The following is a 16,825-nucleotide window of genomic DNA, read 5'->3' on the forward strand; positions in this document are numbered from 1 at the left end:
TATTTTACCAGAAGTGATAAAAATGCCATGAAAGGTAATGTTCCTATATATGATAGTGTAATCCCAAGATTAATATAAAACATTTTGTTTTTATTGAAATTGAGGATTTCCTGCGAAGTAATCTGTTTATAATACTCCAATATTACCAAGAGCATCAGAATAAGACAGCCAAATGTATAATTGAAAGCAAATACAATTTTACTTTTGGAAAAATATAATTCGTTGGGAATAAAGGAAAGCAGATATAAAATGGATATTATCCAAAAAAAATTGGGCTTTCCTAAAGATTTTGCAGCATATAACCAGTAAAAAATATGAATTGGATTGGCATTAAAAGGTGGTTATAGTACTGAGCTTTCGTAAAATTAACAAAACTCCCCCATTTGCCATAAGCTTCCCCAAGAAAAATAAATACCAGATAAAACACAAAAAGTTTCCAATATTGTTCTTTTAAACGGTTATAGTAGAAAAGTGCTATAACCGCAGCAAGTCCTTCAGCCCAAAGCAGACTTTTTTGTGCAAATTCCTGGAATTCTGTCATACAGTGTTAAGTATAATATATTTTACAATTAAAAAGACTGACCTAGAGGAGCTTTTGGCGGAACAAGAATACCATTATTTTCACCAAGGCTTGTATCATCATCTTCTCCCATGCCTTTAGCGGATTTGTTGGCTAAAGCCAGAGGTTTTCCTTCAGCGCTTTGGAAAGGGTTGAAATCATAATCAATAAGTTCTCCTGTTTCATTGGCTTTTTTTAATGTTGGGACCATTACTATAGTATGTCTTCCTGCATATTCAATCGGAACTGGGTGAGACTCCATGATAGACCAGTTTTCTTCCTTCGGGTAAGCAGAATAATAAAATCTGACCCCTAAATCTTCTGTAGATGCAGCTGGATTGGCTTTGGCTGCCTCTGCTTCAATATTGGCAATGAAATTTTTCAATTTCGGAAGGTCAAACCAGATGGAATGTGCATCTTCTATTCCTAAAGCACTATTAATAGCATTCAGGTGATTTTGACGGTAATTGTTGATCAGAGCCTGGATAAGACTGTTTGACATTGTTCCAGGTTGCAGTGGATTGTTGGATTCTGTATTCATAGCTTAGTGTTTTGCAGATATAACTTAATTAATATGCAAATCTCGGAAAAAATATGGTAGAAAATACACTCATGAATAGGGATTTACACTGTTATTTTTACCGTGTTTTTACGGATTGTTTATTTTGTAAACGATAGAATAGAAAATAGAAAATATTATTCATGTGATCTTTGTCAGAAAGGAATAGAGTGGGGAAGGCATAAAAAAGACTGCTTAAGGAAGCAGTCTTTTTATTTTCGTTCAGTTATTTTTATAAAACTCTTAATCCTGCACGTGGTCCGGATGCTGAAACGGTAGCTTGCATTCTGTTGTTTTGTTGTTGTGTAAACATGAATAACGTTGTTTCATCTGAATAGTCCATGTAGATCATAAACATTACAGAACGTGAAACTCCACCACAGGTTTCGTATCTTGGATAAGTTGGCACACCAGAGTGTTTTGTAATCTGTTGAGGAGTATCATCTACCAAATCATCTCCACAGTTTGCATCTCCCCAAATGTGTCTGAGGTTCAAATAATGTCCTACTTCATGTACGGTAACTCTTCCCTGGTTATGAGTAGCATCAGGACCTCCTTCCCCTACATAATCGTCCATCATAACAACACCGTCGTTCCAAAGCCCGGCGTCTTCCGGAAAAGTAGCGTATCCTAAAACATATCCGGATTGATAAGGCATATAATCTACCACCCAGATATTTAAATATTGGTTAGGATCTGTAGAATCCATACCTCCGGTAGATGCTTTTTTCATTTTGTCATCCGGTGCCCATCTGGACGTCTTTGTGGATTTTCTGTTAATGCCTGCCAATCTGAATTTAATTTTTGTATCACCCGCATTTAAAGGCTGAAATTCTGCAGGAATCTTGGAAATATCAGCATGAGTGGATGCAAAGGCTTTATTAAGTACATCAATTTGAGAATTTATTCTGGCGTCTGAGACATTATTAGATGCTTTCGTATAAAGGACATTAAAGATTACAGGTATTTCTATACTTCCGTCAGGTAAGATTTTACCCATTTTTTTCTGCTCAATAAAGTTGACTGTTTGTTTTTCTATCTGAAGCATTCGCTGCATGGCTGCCGGATCTTCGGCCAGATGTTTTCTTCTGAGAATATCAGAGCCACAAAAAGCTTCTTTGCCAGCTGTAATATTAGTTTCTTCAACATTTGTGCTTTCTGGAGTGACATTTTCTGTCTCATTGTTGTTACATGAAACCAAGAGTGTGATTAAAACTCCTAAAATTGTTTTTTTTATAAAATTTCGCTTTTTTAATAAAACGAATATATGGGAAATTTTAATACGATATATTTAATTAATCATGTATTATTTTATGTTAAATGTATTTTTGAAATGATTTTTACTAATTATTTTCATTATTATTGTTGTTTCTTAATAAATATAATATATTTTGGTTTTTTTAAAAATATTTTTTCTAAAAATTTTAAATTGTATGAAAATTATTATTTGTTGAAAAGATTAATATATAAAAATAAGTGCCGCAGAGTAATCTACAGCACTTATTCACAAAAATAATGTATATGAAAAAAAACTATTTTATTGTTCAGTAGGTCTGAAAACCAGACCTGTTTCCTCAAAATAATCTAAAGTGATTCTATCTCCATCATTCACATTTCCTGCAAGAATCTCTTTTGATAATTTATTCAATACTTCCTGCTGGATCACTCTTTTCAATGGCCTTGCCCCGAAAGCAGGATCGTAGCCTTTGTCCATCAGATAATCCACTGCATCCTGAGTGAAAGTCATAATGATGTTTCTTTTAGACAGCATTTCATTAAATCCTCTCAACTGATACTGAACGATTTTTCCGATTTCTTTTTTTCTTAAAGGCTGGAACAGTACAATTTCATCAATTCTGTTCAGGAATTCCGGACGAAGGGTTTGTTTTAAAAGGTCAAAAACTTCTTCTTTGGTTTTATCCACAATTTCATCCTGGTTTTCCTCTGTAAGGTTTTCAAAATTCTCCTGAATCAGGTGTGAACCTAAATTCGAGGTCATAATAATGATTGAATTTTTGAAATTAACCACACGCCCTTTATTGTCAGTCAGACGCCCGTCATCAAGAACCTGAAGCAAAGTGTTGAAAACATCCGGGTGTGCTTTTTCAATCTCATCCAGCAGTACCACGGAGTAAGGTCTTCTTCTTACCGCTTCAGTCAATTGCCCGCCTTCATCATATCCTACATATCCCGGAGGCGCTCCTACCAATCTTGAAACACTGTGACGTTCCTGATATTCACTCATATCAATTCTGGTCATGTTGTTTTCATCGTCGAATAGAAATTCTGCCAGTGCTTTTGCAAGCTCGGTTTTACCCACTCCGGTTGTCCCAAGGAATAAGAAAGAACCGATCGGTTTTTTATCATCACTTAATCCGGCTCTGTTTCTTCTGATCGCATCTGCAACTGCCTGAATCGCTTCATCCTGTCCAACAACTCTGTGGTGCAGTTCAGTTTCCAGATTTAATAATTTATCCCTTTCAGACTGAAGTAACTTGGTTACAAGAATACCTGTCCATTTAGCAATGACTTCAGAAATATTTTCTGCGGTAACCTCTTCTTTGATCAGTTCATTTTGATGATTCTGCATTTCAAGCTCCACTTTGCTGAGCTCTTCTTCCTTTTCACGGAGTTTTCCGTACTGAATCTCCGCTACTTTGGCATAATCTCCGGCTCTGGAAGCTCTTTCTGCTTCCAATTTCAGAGACTCAATATCTTTTTTGATCTGGGTAAGATCTTCGCTTTTCTGTTTTTCTTTCAGCCATTTGGCATTGATCTCATTTCTCTGTTCGGATATTTTTGCAATATCTTCTTTAAGGTGATCAATCTTGGTTTGGTTGCCTTCTCTTGAAATAGCAGCCAGCTCAATTTCCATCTGCATCAGTTTTCTGTCCAGCACGTCCAGCTCTTCCGGTTTGGAATTGATCTCCATTCTCAGTTTTGCAGAAGCTTCATCAATAAGGTCGATGGCTTTATCTGGTAAAAAACGGTCTGAGATATATCTTTGAGACATTTCCACAGCGGCAATAATTGCCTCATCTTTGATTCTTACTTTGTGGTGAGCCTCGTATTTATCTTTAATACCACGAAGGATAGAAATTGCAGATTCAGTATCAGGTTCTTCCACCATCACTTTCTGGAAACGTCTTTCTAACGCTTTGTCCTTTTCAAAATACTTTTGGTATTCATTCAGGGTAGTAGCACCAATTGCTCTTAATTCTCCTCTTGCCAGAGCAGGTTTTAAGATGTTGGCTGCATCCATGGCTCCTTCACCGCCTCCGGCACCAACCAATGTGTGGATCTCGTCAATGAAAAGAATAATCTGACCATCCGACTTGATGACCTCATTGACAACTGATTTCAGTCGCTCTTCAAATTCACCTTTGTATTTTGCTCCGGCGATTAAAGCTCCCATATCCAATGAATATAATGTTTTATCCATCAGGTTTTCAGGAACGTCACCGCTGATAATTCTGTGGGCAATTCCCTCAGCAATCGCTGTTTTACCTACACCCGGTTCCCCGATAAGTATCGGGTTGTTTTTGGTTCTTCTGGAAAGGATCTGTAAAACCCTTCTGATTTCTTCATCACGCCCGATTACAGGATCCAGTTTACCTTCTGCTGCTAATTCATTAAAGTTTTTAGCATATTTGTTTAAGGATTGATACGTTTCTTCTGAACTTGCAGAGGTCGCTTTGCTTCCTTTTCTTAATTCTTTGATAGCACCTTCCAACAGGTTTTTGGTTACACCCATATCTTTCAGCATTTTGGATACTTCAGAAGTGGTTTCCAAAAGCGCCAGCCATAAATGCTCAATCGTTACATATTCATCACCCATTTTCTTGGCAATATTGGGCGCATCCAGCAATACTTTGTTGGCTGATTGTGAAAGATAAATATTTCCTCCCTGCACTTTAGGAAGCTTTTCTAAATTTTCACGGTTGCGTTCTCTTACTAATGCTGCATCTGCTTCAGACTTTTTTAATAAGAAAGGCGAAATATTTTCATCTACCTGAAAAATTCCTTCAAGGAGATGTTGGGGTTCAATGCTTTGGTTGCCATATTCCATCGCAACCTGTTGTGCTGCCTGGATGGCTTCCTGTGATTTTACAGTATATTGGTTTAAGTTCATATTTTATATATTTTTGGTAATGATTCGTTCAAAGTTTAGTTTTTAAAAAACATCAAGAAACCAAATTCTGAGGCTCAGTTTCTTAATGCCAATCAATTATTTAATCATTTAATCGATGACTGTATCGCAAAAACTGTTCAATTATTAAATTTACAAAAAGTACAGACAAAATTTCCGGATTTTGCATTTTTAACGGAAATTTAACTTGACAAAATTTCCGATTCCATAATTATTTATTTAAAATCTATGAACAAATAGTCATATCATGATTATTACAGCTAACAAACAGAGGATAAAATACGGGTTGGATTGGTCCGGCTGATTATCTTTTATGATCAAAAAACGAGCAGTTTAATTCAGAATAATTATTTTTGCATTTTACCAGATGGAACTAAAAGAAAAACAGAGAAAAATACTAGATGTAGCAGTAGAGCTTTTCAAAGAGAAAGGTTATATGGGAAGCTCGGTAAGAGATCTGGCTACTAAACTCAATATCAAAGCGGCATCACTGTATGCACATATCCGTTCAAAGGAAGAAATTTTGGAATGGATTTGTTTCGGTATTGCCCAGGAGTTTTTCGATGAGCTTCAAAAGGTAAAAAATACGGATATTTCTCCGAAGGAAAAACTGAATCTATTATTGGATAAGCACCTTTCCGTTGTTCTTAAAAACCGCGACGTTACCCATATCTATTCCAATGAGTGGAAACACCTTGAAGAAAGGCTTCCCGAATTTGTTGAATTGAGAAAAAACTATCAGCAGGAAGTGGAGGAACTGATTTCCGAGATCTATAAAGCTGAAAACTGGGAACTGAAATCACCTTCGTTTACGACGAGATTTATTCTTCACACCTTAAATAATTCCTATTTCTGGTTCAAAAGAAGCAGTGATTCCACTGATGAGATTACCGAAGAAATCAGAGAGAAAATCCTTTTCGGTTTGTTAGGAAACCAACATTCATAGGCCTTTGGCAAGAAGAACCATTAATACATTTTACATTATACTTTTACAAGAAAAGCATTGAACTTTTATTCTGTTATTTAGAATCGTTCAAAATATGACAAAAGTCATAATAATTTTGCCAGCTTCCAAAATCTTTTTAAATTTACACCTAACAAATGTTAGTTAGTTTTATGGATTTTTCAGTTGAATATCTGGAGCTGGATCAGTTGAGACAGCTTCAATCCGGCCGGTTGATCAGTCTGATCAGCTATTTGGAGGAGAAGTCGGAATTTTATAAAAAGAAATTTGATGAACTGCAAATATCTCCACAGGATATAAGGTCGATTGAGGATATCACGAAACTTCCCATTACTTACAAACAGGATTTAAGAGATAACTATCCGTTCGGATTATTTACCGTTCCTAAAAGCGAGCTTCAGCGTATTCACTGCTCAAGCGGAACTACAGGGAAACCGACTGTGGTAGGATATACAAAGGAAGATGTAGACCTTTTCAGTGAAGTAGTGGCAAGATCATTGGATGCTGCTGGGGCTAAACCGGGAATGCAGTTACATAATGCTTACGGTTACGGGATTTTTACCGGTGGATTAGGGCTTCATTATGGCGCAGAAATGCTGGGAATGAGCGTTCTTCCTATTTCCGGGGGAATGACGGCAAGACAGGTGGATCTGATTGTGGATTTTAAGCCGGAAGTAATCTGCTGCTCGCCATCATATGCTTTAACGATTGCGGATGAATTTGCAAAAAGAGGAATATCAGCAGATGAAATCAGCCTTCAATATGCGGTTTTAGGTTCAGAGCCATGGACTGAAATTATCAGAGGGCACATTGAAGAAAGATTAGGAGTTCATGCTACCAATATCTACGGATTGAGCGAAATTATCGGGCCGGGAGTTTCCATGGAGGATTTTGAGGAAAAAGGAGGAGCTTATATCTGGGAAGATCATTTTTATCCTGAAATTTTAGACCCGGTCACGAAGCAGCCGGTTCCTTTCGGGGAAGAAGGAGTGTTGGTGATTACAACATTAACGAAAAAGGCAATGCCGCTTTTACGTTACTGGACGAATGATATTACAAGTCTTTACTATGACGAAAATGCCAAAAGGACAATGGTGAAAATGAAACCCATTGTCGGAAGGGCAGACGATATGCTGATTATAAGAGGAGTAAATGTTTATCCAAGTCAGATTGAAGATGCTTTCTCCTATGTAAAAGGAGTGGTTCCTAACTATTACCTGACGCCTGTTGAGAAAGAGCACATGTGCATCGCTTTGGATATTGATGTTGAAATAGATGATGACCTGGTGAAATCTCAGAAAATAGAAGCCAATACCGATGATTATTTTAATTTTGTCGGGAACTTTGGAAAAAACATAGAAAACGAAATAAAAAAACGGGTAGGCATCACTACAAAAGTAAAAGTTCATGCCCAGGACAGCCTGCCAAAGTGCGAAGGTGGAAAAATTAATAGAATACTTAAAAAATAATGAATTCATTTTATAAACTTAAAACAGTTAAGGTTCAGAAAGACACTCCCGATGCAGTAAATGTAGCGGTGGAAATTCCTGAAGAGCTGAAAGATAAGTTCAGGTTCAAACAGGGACAGTATCTGAATTTCCGGATGATGATCAACGGGAATGAGGAAAGACGTTCTTACTCTATCTGTAATGCTCCCAGTGAAAAAAGCAATACACTGGAGGTATTGGTGAAATTGCTTGAAGGCGGAAAAGTATCAGGCTATTTCAATGAGCATCTTCATATGGATGAAGTATTGGAAGTAATGCCTCCGATGGGTGGTTTCAATACATCTTATCACCCGACAAATGTGAAAACCTATGTTGGATTGGCTGCAGGAAGCGGAATTACTCCTGTTTTATCCAATATTAAAGAAAGTCTTTATCAGGAACCTAAGAGTAATGCGTATCTGTTCTACAGCAACAGAAGTATGAATCATGTTTTAAGAAAAGCTGAAATTGATAAGCTGGTAGAGCAGTTCAACGGAAGGCTTAAAGTGGTTTATCTGGTAAGCCGCGAAAAGCACGAAGATCCTGTTTTTGAAGGAAGAATTTCTGCTGAAAAACTGGAGCAGTTATTTGAAAGATACGCAGATATTGATGTAAGAGAAGCAACTTATTTCATCTGTGGACCTTCAGAAATGATCAAAGGAATTGCAGATTATCTGAAAAAAGATAAAAAAGTTCCGGCTATTCAGGTATTGTTTGAATATTTTACTCCTCCTGATGAGGAAAATACGGAGGAAATGAGTGATGAATTCAAGGCTATTGCCAATATTGAAAGTATGGTAACGGTAATCATTGATGATGATGAATATTCGTTCCACCTTAATTCCAAAAAAGAGAGTATCTTAGATAAAGCATTGAAAGACAATCTTCCTGTGCCTTTTGCATGTAAAGGAGGAGTTTGCTGTACGTGTAAAGCGGAAGTTCTGGAAGGAGAAGTTTTCATGGAGAAAAACTACGCACTTACCGAAGAAGAAGTAGCCCGAGGCTATGTTCTTACCTGCCAATGTCACCCGACAACGAATGTGGTGATGCTTAATTATGATGTTTAATTCAATTTGAAAATGTGCTAATTTGGAAATTTGAAAATGAGTAATAACTTATTCTCAGTTTCTCAAAATAATTTTCAAATTAACTAATTCTCAAATTTTCAAATTAAAAAATTATGGACTTAGAAAAATTTGTTCAATACGTTCACGAAGAAAATAAAGTAGAGCCAAAAGATGTAATGCCTGATGATTACAGGAAATTATTGGTTCGTCAGATTTCACAGCACGCGCATTCTGAAATTGTGGGAATGCTGCCGGAAGCCAACTGGATCTCCAGAGCCCCTTCATTGAGAAGAAAAATGGCTCTTTTGGCGAAAGTTCAGGATGAGGCAGGTCATGGTTTATACCTTTACTCTGCTACCGAAACTTTAGGAGACGGAAGCATCAGGGCAGACAGAGATGCTACTTACGATGATATGCTGCAAGGAAAAGCAAAATACTCAAGTATTTTCAACTATCCTACCTTAAGCTGGGCAGATATCGGAGCAATCGGATGGCTGGTAGACGGAGCTGCCATTATGAACCAGGTAATGCTGATGGGGAATTCTTATGGCCCCTATTCAAGAGCAATGGTGAAAATCTGTAAAGAAGAATCTTTCCACCAAAGACAGGGCTATGAGATCCTGATGGCACTTTGCCGTGGTACCAAACAGCAGAAAGAAATGGCTCAGGCTTCATTGAACCGTTTTTGGTGGCCGGCTTTAATGATGTTCGGACCTAATGATGACAGCTCGCCAAACTCTAAAATTTCTATGAATTACAGAGTGAAAAGAGAAAGTAATGACAGCCTTCGTCAGAGATTTATCGACGTTACCGTTCCTCAGGCTGAATTTTTAGGATTAACCATTCCGGATAAAGATCTGAAATGGAATGAGGAAAGACAGCATTACGATTTCGGAGAACTTCCTTGGGATGAGTTCATGGAAATTCTGAAAGGAAACGGACCTTGTAACAAGAAACGTATCGAAACAAAGAGAAAAGCTCAGAGAGAAAATGCCTGGGTAAAAGAAGCAGCAGTAGCTTTTGCAGAAAAACAACAAAAAGAAGTAATATAATGTAATGCATTAATTTGAAAATGTGCTAATTTGAAAATGCAAGTACTGCAGATTGATTTTCAAATTATCTAATTCTCAAATTTTCAAATTCTCAAAATTAAATATGGCAAATTTAGATATGTGGGAAGTGTTTATTCAGACTAAACCGGGATTATCTCACAAACACGTTGGAATTGTACAGGCGCCAACAGCAGAAATGGCTTTGCAGAACGCAAGAGATGTTTATACAAGAAGAAAAGAAGGAACTTCTGTTTGGGTTGTTCCAAGCAAATATATTGTGACTTCAGAAGGTGTGGATAAAGAAGCTTTCTTTGATCCGGCTGATGATAAACTATACCGTCACCCGACTTTCTACGAGATTCCTAACGACGTAAAAAATATGTAGATTAATAATTTGAAAATGTACTGATTTGAAAATTTGAAAATGACCTTAACCAAGTTAATTATTCTCAAATTTTCAATTATGACGATTCATCAATTTTCAAATTAAATAATTCTCAAATTTTCAAATTAAAAAATAATGAACTCATTATATAATTATTTATTAAAACTAGCAGACGACAGTTTCATTATGGGGCAGCGTCTGTCTGCATGGTGTGGTGAAGGTCCTTACTTAGAGGAAGATATTGCATTAACGAATATCGCGTTGGATGAACTGGGACAGGCGAATAACTTTTACGTTTATGCTTCAAGAGTGATTGACAACGGAAAAAGTGAAGATGATATCGCATTTTTAAGATATGAGCATGAATATGTGAATGCACATTGGGTAGAACTTCCTAATGAAGATTACGCTCAAACAATTCTGAAAGTTTATGTTTTTGCAGTATATCAGAAGCTGATGTACCAGGCATTATCAAACTCTGCTAATGAAGAATTGGCTGCCATCGCTCAGAAGTCATTAAAAGAAGTAAGATATCATTATACTCATGCCGCTTCCTGGATGAAAATCTTTGCTCAGGGAACAGAAGAAAGTAAGTCCCGTTTGGTAAAAGCAATCGAAAATATCTGGGAATATACAAAAGGTCTTTTCGCGAAAACAGAAGGAGAAGAAGATCTGGCAGCTTTGAATATTGCTCCGGATGCAGATGCTCTTTATGAAGAATTCCTTGCGATTACAAAGAAAGATTTTGCAGATTTCGGTTTGGAATATCCTGAAAATCCTTTCATGCAGCCAAAATCAAGAACAGGATATCACACGGAATATTTTGGATATATTCTGTGCGAGCTTCAGTATATGCAGAGAGCGTATCCTGGATGTACGTGGTAATATAAACTTATGACGAGATCTATAATTTTTTTATTATTTAGTTTAATGATTATAGCTTGTTCAAAGGAGCAAGGAAAAACGAAAGTAATTAAAAATATCTCAGATTTAAATGAATTGTTTCATTTAAAAAACTATAAGACTCAGGTTAGATTGAAAGTTAATGATTCTATAGATCATATAACGGCTCAATGGCATAATTTCACTTTGACGGGCGACTTCGATACTAAAATGAATAACAGAACAGGAATCTGGACTTTGAAAAATAGTACAAATTCTAAGGAAATTTTGATTGATTATTTAATTTTTGATAAGAAGGATGTATTTAAAAATCAAATAATTTTTAAAGAGTACAATAAAATTGATTCTTCTGTAAGTAAGTTTTATGTAAAGCAAAAAACTGCAAAAGAACTAGTAATGAATTTTTTCTCTCCCAAAGTAAAAGATGAGATTTATAAAGAAGCTAAAATTAGGTATCTCATTTTACGAAACTCAAAAGAAATTAAAAAAGATTCTATTATCTATAAGAATATGAAAATGAAAGAAGGTAAATATCTTATTAACATTAAATACGACTTTAAGAAAGATGATATAGTTAAGGGGTATTTTGGCGAGACTGTGCTATTAAATGGTAAAAATAAAGACAGTATTGTTATGGGAGATAATACAATATATTTTATAGAACGATTTTGAAAGAGCTTTTAGATTTATTAAAAACAATCCCAGATCCGGAAATTCCGGTCATTGATATTGTGGAATTAGGAATTGTCAGAGATGCACAGGTTACAGGTGAAAATACCTGTGAAGTGATCATTACACCTACTTATTCTGCCTGTCCCGCTATGTTTACCATTGAAGAGGATATTATCAAAATGATGAAAGAAAACGGATGGGAAGCAAAAGTAGTGACCAAGATGTTTCCGATCTGGACAACAGACTGGTTAACGGATGAAGCGAGAGAAAAACTCCACGCGTACGGAATCACTCCTCCCGAAAAAGGAGCAGATGAACACCACATCGGGAAACCGAAAAAATGTCCGCGTTGTGGTTCTGAGCATACCAAACAGATCAGCAGATTCGGGTCTACTTTGTGTAAGGCCTCTTATCAATGCTTGGACTGCCTGGAGCCTTTTGATTATTTTAAATGTCATTAAAAGTCATTGATTTTAAAAATGATAAAATGATACGACATGTTTTGTCGTTAGCTGCATTTAGTTTTGTTACAGTATCATTTTTTAATGATCTTAATTAAAATAATCAATACAAAAACATTTATCATGACAAATTGTAACAGTCAAAAATTTCCATCAACATGTAATCCTGCAGATTATGGATTCAATAAATTTTTTCCTCATACCGGAGAAGATGTTTATTATCAGAAGATCCCTGGAACTAATTTACCAGAGGATGGTGTAGTACTTATTCAGAAAGACGGAGAATATTATAAAGCTATTTTACATGAAAATACCATTAATATAGAATGGTATAGATGTAATGAAAGGTATGCTAATGATGAGGATATCATTTTAGCTGCTGTTAAGATGGCAGCTTATTTAGGAGCAACATTGAGATTTGCTGCAAGAGAATATATTGTAAACAAACAACTTTCATTTCAAAATCTTTCCTGCTTCAAACTTTTGGGAGATAAGCAGCATACAATAATTAAATCAAGTACTAAGGAGAGGTTTGAAAGTTTTTATTTCAGTTTTACAGATTGTAACAATATTATTATAGAAGGGTTCAAATTTGATTTGAACAAAAGAAACTTACCGACTTACAGTTCTTTTGATGATGCACTTTCAAAAGAATTTAATGGAGGGATATTAATTAAAGGAACTTATGAAGTTAATGGTTCTCATAATATAGAAATTACAAATTGTCATTTTTATGATTTATACAATCGTGCTATACGTTTCTATAATTGTGAACAAGGACATATTATAGTCAATAATAATTTATTTGAAAGCAGTGTTCAGGAGCAGATTTATGTGATGGAGCATTTAGTTATTTCTCAGTCGCATAATGCTAACGTAATAGTAGAAAATAATATTTTTAGAAATGCTGAAAATCATGATTCGTCTAAATCACCATGTGGCATTTATGGTTTTGATCTGGGATATTATGGATCGGTATTAATTAATAACAATTATTTTGAATACTGTGGAAGAGACAATACCGGACATCATAGATTATATGCAATAGACTTTTATGATAATGTTAATAATTTTGTTATTTCTAATAATACATTCCGAAATACAACTTGGGGCGCTATTAGATTTGATAGGACCAGAAAGAATGGGATTATTAATAGTAATATAATTCATCAGTTGATTTCAGATGATGGAGGAATGATCAATGCTTCTTCAAGAGGCGCAGCAGAATTCAGCCAAACTGAATTCAGAAACATAGCAATTAGCAATAACATTCTGGAATCATCAGGAGCAACCAGTTATGGCATAATACTTCAGGGATTATCGCCATATTGTAATTCAGAAAATATTGAAATCTCAGGTAATAAGTTCTATAATTTAAAAAGCTGTATAACTCTTCATGGAGATATGGATGTAGTTTCAATAAATAATAATCAGGCTTTTAATCTTACGGCTATAGGAATATACATTCAAGGGCGTAAGATTGTTAATACTGTAGAGTCTGAGCCTCGAAAAATTGCAAAAATTTACATTAATAATAATAATTTTAGTGGGAATTTAAATCCTGATTTTAAAGGGGTAGTTGGAGTTCAGATAGATGGGCTTAATGGAACTCATACTTTTATGGGAAGAGTCTGGATTAATGATAATTTTATTACCAACAATAATTATGGTTATGGTATTATTGTTAATACGGGGGACTCTTTAAATAATATTGTTACAGTAACAAATAATTTGATTGAAAATGTTGAACGGGGACTTTATATAAGAGCCAAAAAAGTTTTTATTAAAGATAATTTAATTTATAATGCATCTATCGGCGCAATTAATGATTTAGACGTGCCCGGCCAAACCATTTATCACGAAAATTTTAACAACAATGTATTGATATAAGAATTATAATACAGATGAATATTCCAATGAAAAATCAAATAACAATGAATAATGTATAGCATTTAATATTCATGGCTTTCATTGCTAAATTGTTACTGAGATATACTGTTAAATGATTATATTTATCTGATTTAAAATTGATTTTTTATGTATACACAACTCGATATTGAAACGCATTTTGACGGAAAGCTTAAAATCGCATATCTTAATCAACCGGAAACCATGAATGCCCTTACAAAGCCGGCTTTAGCAGATCTTAGAGATTTTGTCAAAGAATGCAGTGAAGACGAAACCGTAAGATGTGTTGCCATTTCAGGAAGAGGAAGAGCATTCTGTTCAGGTCAGAACCTGGATGAAGCTTTTGTGGTAGGCAAAGAACACCATGATCATGACATCATCAGAAAAATTGTGGTAGATTATTATAACCCCCTGGTTTTGGAAGTTACCCGTTGCAAAAAACCGGTTATTGCTTTAGTAAACGGTCCTGCAGTAGGGGCTGGAGCCATGCTGGCTTTGATCTCTGACTTTGTTTTGGCTAACGAGAAAGCATATTTTGCTCAGGCATTTTCAAATATCGGTTTGATTCCAGATACAGGAGGAACTTACTTCTTACCGAAGCTTTTAGGTAGACAGCTGGCCAACTATTTAGCATTTACAGGTAAAAAATTATCTGCAGAAGAATCTAAAGCTTATGGTCTTGTAGCAGAAGTTTTCAGTGAAGAAGAATTTGTTCCAAAATCTATGGAAATCCTTGAAAGAATGGCAAACATGCCGACAGCAGCCATCAAGCTTACGAAAAAAGCATTTGCCAATTCTTATAACAATACCTTGAAAGAACAGCTTGAACTGGAAGGAGATCTTCAGCAGGAAGCTGCAGAAACAGAAGACTTCATCGAGGGTGTAAACGCCTTCTTACAAAAAAGAAAACCTAATTATAAAGGAAAATAAATTATAGAAATTAGATTTTAGAAGTTAGATGTTAGCAAATAATCTAACTTCTAATTTCTAGCTTCTAACATCTAAAGAAATGAAAAATATTGGAATTATCGGTGCCGGAACAATGGGAATCGGCATTGCACAGGTAGCCGCAACGAACGGATGCAAAGTATGGGTATATGACGCCAATGCAAAACAAGTAGAAACGGCAACGGTAGGTCTGGAAAAAACACTCACCAAATTGGTTGATAAACAAAAAATTTCGGCAGAGAAAATGACTGAAATTTTAGCTAATATTTCCATTGCTACAGAATTGAAAAATTTCAAAGATTGTGAGCTGATTATAGAAGCCATTATCGAAAACAAAGAGATCAAAACCAAAGTGTTTACAGAGCTTGAAAATTATGTTTCAGAAAACTGTATCCTTAGTTCCAATACCTCTTCTATCTCTATCACCTCTCTCGGTGCAGAACTAAAGAAACCGGAGCGTTTCATCGGAATTCACTTTTTCAATCCGGCTCCATTAATGCCTTTAGTGGAAGTGATTCCATCCTTATTAACAGAAAATACATTAGCGGAAAAAATCTACAACCTCATGAAAGAATGGGGGAAGACTCCTGTTATTGCCAAAGATATTCCAGGTTTTATCGTCAACAGAATTGCCAGACCTTATTATGGGGAAGGCTTAAGAATTGTTGAAGAAAACATTGCAACACCGGAACAGGTGGATGAGGCTATGAAAACACTGGGTAACTTCAAAATGGGCCCTTTCGAATTGATGGATCTTATCGGGGTTGATGTAAACTTTGCCGTAACAACAACTGTTTACAAAGACTATTTTTACGATCCGAAATACAAACCATCATTACTTCAGCAAAGGATGTCTGAAGCAAAACTTCACGGCAGAAAAACAGGAAAAGGCTTCTACGATTACAGCGAAGGAGCAGAAAGACCTGTAGTTCAGAAAGACGATGCTTTATATCAGCAGATCTTTTTAAGAATTATTTCCATGCTGATTAATGAAGCTGTAGAGGCTAAAAGATTAGGAGTTGCCAATGACGAAGATATTGAACTGGCCATGCAGAAAGGGGTAAACTATCCAAAAGGTTTATTAAGCTGGGGGAAAGAAATCGGGTATGCAAAAATCTCCGAAACCTTACAAAACCTTTATGAAGAATATCAGGAAGAAAGGTATAGACAAAGTCCCTTGTTGAAGAAAATGTAATATGAAATATTTTCCTGAAAGATATGATGAAATAAAATCTTTAAACTCTGTTGAAAAGATTTTATCAAATATAAATAGCAATAGTGAGAAAAGTTATTCTCTAACAATGAATCGCACGAATAAATTTTTAAGAGGATATACAGAGAAAAATTTTTTTAAAGTAATAAGTGCCGAGGTACCATTGGGAGCTTTATGTGTTTTTGAAGGTCAATTGTTTCAAAAGGAACATGAGACAATAATAAAGTTGAATTCAAAATTTCATAGAACTTTTAGAATAATGTTATTTGTTTGGGGCATTCTTCCGGTTTTTGCGATAATTGTTAATTGTTTTCAAACTGGAGCAATAGCATTAGCATTATTATTACCAATTGTTATGCTTTATACAATAATCTATTTCGTAATTAAATTTTATTTCAAAAAATCTTATGAAAATGGAATTAAAGATTTGAATAGGATTATTAATAAATAAAATTAGGTCATTATCATGAATATAGATGAATTCAGGGCAGAGCTGG

16 protein-coding genes are annotated in these 16,825 nt (G+C 35.4%); 12 read left to right on the forward strand and 4 right to left on the reverse strand.

All coding sequences use genetic code 11. From position 1 onward, the window contains the following. Positions 1-280 precede the first annotated feature (280 nt). The 4 genes from ACE3RB_RS05230 to clpB form a co-directional block, all read right to left on the reverse strand. On the reverse strand, positions 281-541 hold the full coding sequence (locus ACE3RB_RS05230; protein WP_374463264.1) for a hypothetical protein: 261 nt from the start codon (positions 539-541) through the stop codon (positions 281-283). Between the two features lie 28 nt (positions 542-569). After that, the gene (locus ACE3RB_RS05235) at positions 570-1,100 is read right to left on the reverse strand and encodes a hypothetical protein (RefSeq protein ID WP_374463265.1); all 531 of its coding nucleotides are present in this window, start codon (positions 1,098-1,100) and stop codon (positions 570-572) included. Positions 1,101-1,350: 250 nt separating this feature from the next. Further along, positions 1,351-2,319 (reverse strand): zinc metalloprotease, encoded by a 969-nt coding sequence (locus tag ACE3RB_RS05240; RefSeq protein ID WP_374463266.1) that lies wholly within the window; start codon positions 2,317-2,319, stop codon positions 1,351-1,353. Positions 2,320-2,655: 336 nt separating this feature from the next. Then, positions 2,656-5,250, reverse strand: coding sequence for an ATP-dependent chaperone ClpB (gene clpB, locus ACE3RB_RS05245; protein ID WP_374463267.1), 2,595 nt, complete (start codon positions 5,248-5,250; stop codon positions 2,656-2,658). Between the two features lie 385 nt (positions 5,251-5,635). Between clpB and ACE3RB_RS05250 the strand changes: the two genes are divergently transcribed. From ACE3RB_RS05250 to ACE3RB_RS05305, 12 genes are all read left to right on the forward strand, one after another. Next, positions 5,636-6,214 (forward strand): TetR/AcrR family transcriptional regulator, encoded by a 579-nt coding sequence (locus tag ACE3RB_RS05250; protein WP_374463269.1) that lies wholly within the window; start codon positions 5,636-5,638, stop codon positions 6,212-6,214. 170 nt (positions 6,215-6,384) lie between these two features. Then, positions 6,385-7,701, forward strand: coding sequence for a phenylacetate--CoA ligase family protein (locus ACE3RB_RS05255; protein WP_374463271.1), 1,317 nt, complete (start codon positions 6,385-6,387; stop codon positions 7,699-7,701). Beyond that, positions 7,701-8,786, forward strand: a complete 1,086-nt coding sequence (locus ACE3RB_RS05260) for a 2Fe-2S iron-sulfur cluster-binding protein (RefSeq protein ID WP_374463273.1) — start codon at positions 7,701-7,703, stop codon at positions 8,784-8,786. The genes ACE3RB_RS05255 and ACE3RB_RS05260 overlap by 1 nt, the downstream gene beginning before the upstream one ends. A 113-nt stretch (positions 8,787-8,899) precedes the next feature. Next, complete coding sequence (paaA, locus tag ACE3RB_RS05265; RefSeq protein WP_332388167.1) at positions 8,900-9,838, forward strand: 1,2-phenylacetyl-CoA epoxidase subunit PaaA; 939 nt, start codon at positions 8,900-8,902, stop codon at positions 9,836-9,838. A gap of 103 nt (positions 9,839-9,941) precedes the next feature. Continuing rightward, positions 9,942-10,223 carry a 1,2-phenylacetyl-CoA epoxidase subunit PaaB gene (gene paaB / locus ACE3RB_RS05270; protein ID WP_002981782.1) on the forward strand — a complete coding sequence of 94 codons (282 nt, stop codon included), beginning with the start codon at positions 9,942-9,944 and terminating at the stop codon, positions 10,221-10,223. Between the two features lie 135 nt (positions 10,224-10,358). After that, positions 10,359-11,108, forward strand: coding sequence for a 1,2-phenylacetyl-CoA epoxidase subunit PaaC (gene paaC, locus ACE3RB_RS05275; protein WP_374463275.1), 750 nt, complete (start codon positions 10,359-10,361; stop codon positions 11,106-11,108). Between the two features lie 9 nt (positions 11,109-11,117). Beyond that, positions 11,118-11,798: a hypothetical protein gene (locus ACE3RB_RS05280; protein WP_374463277.1), complete on the forward strand. Its 681-nt coding sequence runs from the start codon at positions 11,118-11,120 to the stop codon at positions 11,796-11,798. After that, the gene (gene paaD, locus ACE3RB_RS05285) at positions 11,795-12,259 is read left to right on the forward strand and encodes a 1,2-phenylacetyl-CoA epoxidase subunit PaaD (protein ID WP_374463278.1); all 465 of its coding nucleotides are present in this window, start codon (positions 11,795-11,797) and stop codon (positions 12,257-12,259) included. Before ACE3RB_RS05280 ends, paaD begins: the two co-directional genes overlap by 4 nt. A 123-nt stretch (positions 12,260-12,382) precedes the next feature. Then, entirely contained in the window at positions 12,383-14,149 is a 1,767-nt protein-coding gene (locus tag ACE3RB_RS05290; RefSeq protein WP_374463279.1) for a hypothetical protein, read from the forward strand. A 147-nt stretch (positions 14,150-14,296) separates the two neighbouring features. Continuing rightward, positions 14,297-15,097 carry an enoyl-CoA hydratase/isomerase family protein gene (locus ACE3RB_RS05295; RefSeq protein WP_374463280.1) on the forward strand — a complete coding sequence of 267 codons (801 nt, stop codon included), beginning with the start codon at positions 14,297-14,299 and terminating at the stop codon, positions 15,095-15,097. 79 nt (positions 15,098-15,176) lie between these two features. Further along, positions 15,177-16,310 (forward strand): 3-hydroxyacyl-CoA dehydrogenase NAD-binding domain-containing protein, encoded by a 1,134-nt coding sequence (locus tag ACE3RB_RS05300; RefSeq protein WP_374463282.1) that lies wholly within the window; start codon positions 15,177-15,179, stop codon positions 16,308-16,310. 1 nt (position 16,311) lies between these two features. Beyond that, positions 16,312-16,779 carry a hypothetical protein gene (locus ACE3RB_RS05305; protein ID WP_374463284.1) on the forward strand — a complete coding sequence of 156 codons (468 nt, stop codon included), beginning with the start codon at positions 16,312-16,314 and terminating at the stop codon, positions 16,777-16,779. The last annotated feature ends 46 nt before the right edge of the window (positions 16,780-16,825 follow it).

The organism is Chryseobacterium sp., from assembly GCF_041914225.1.
GTDB lineage: Bacteria > Bacteroidota > Bacteroidia > Flavobacteriales > Weeksellaceae > Chryseobacterium.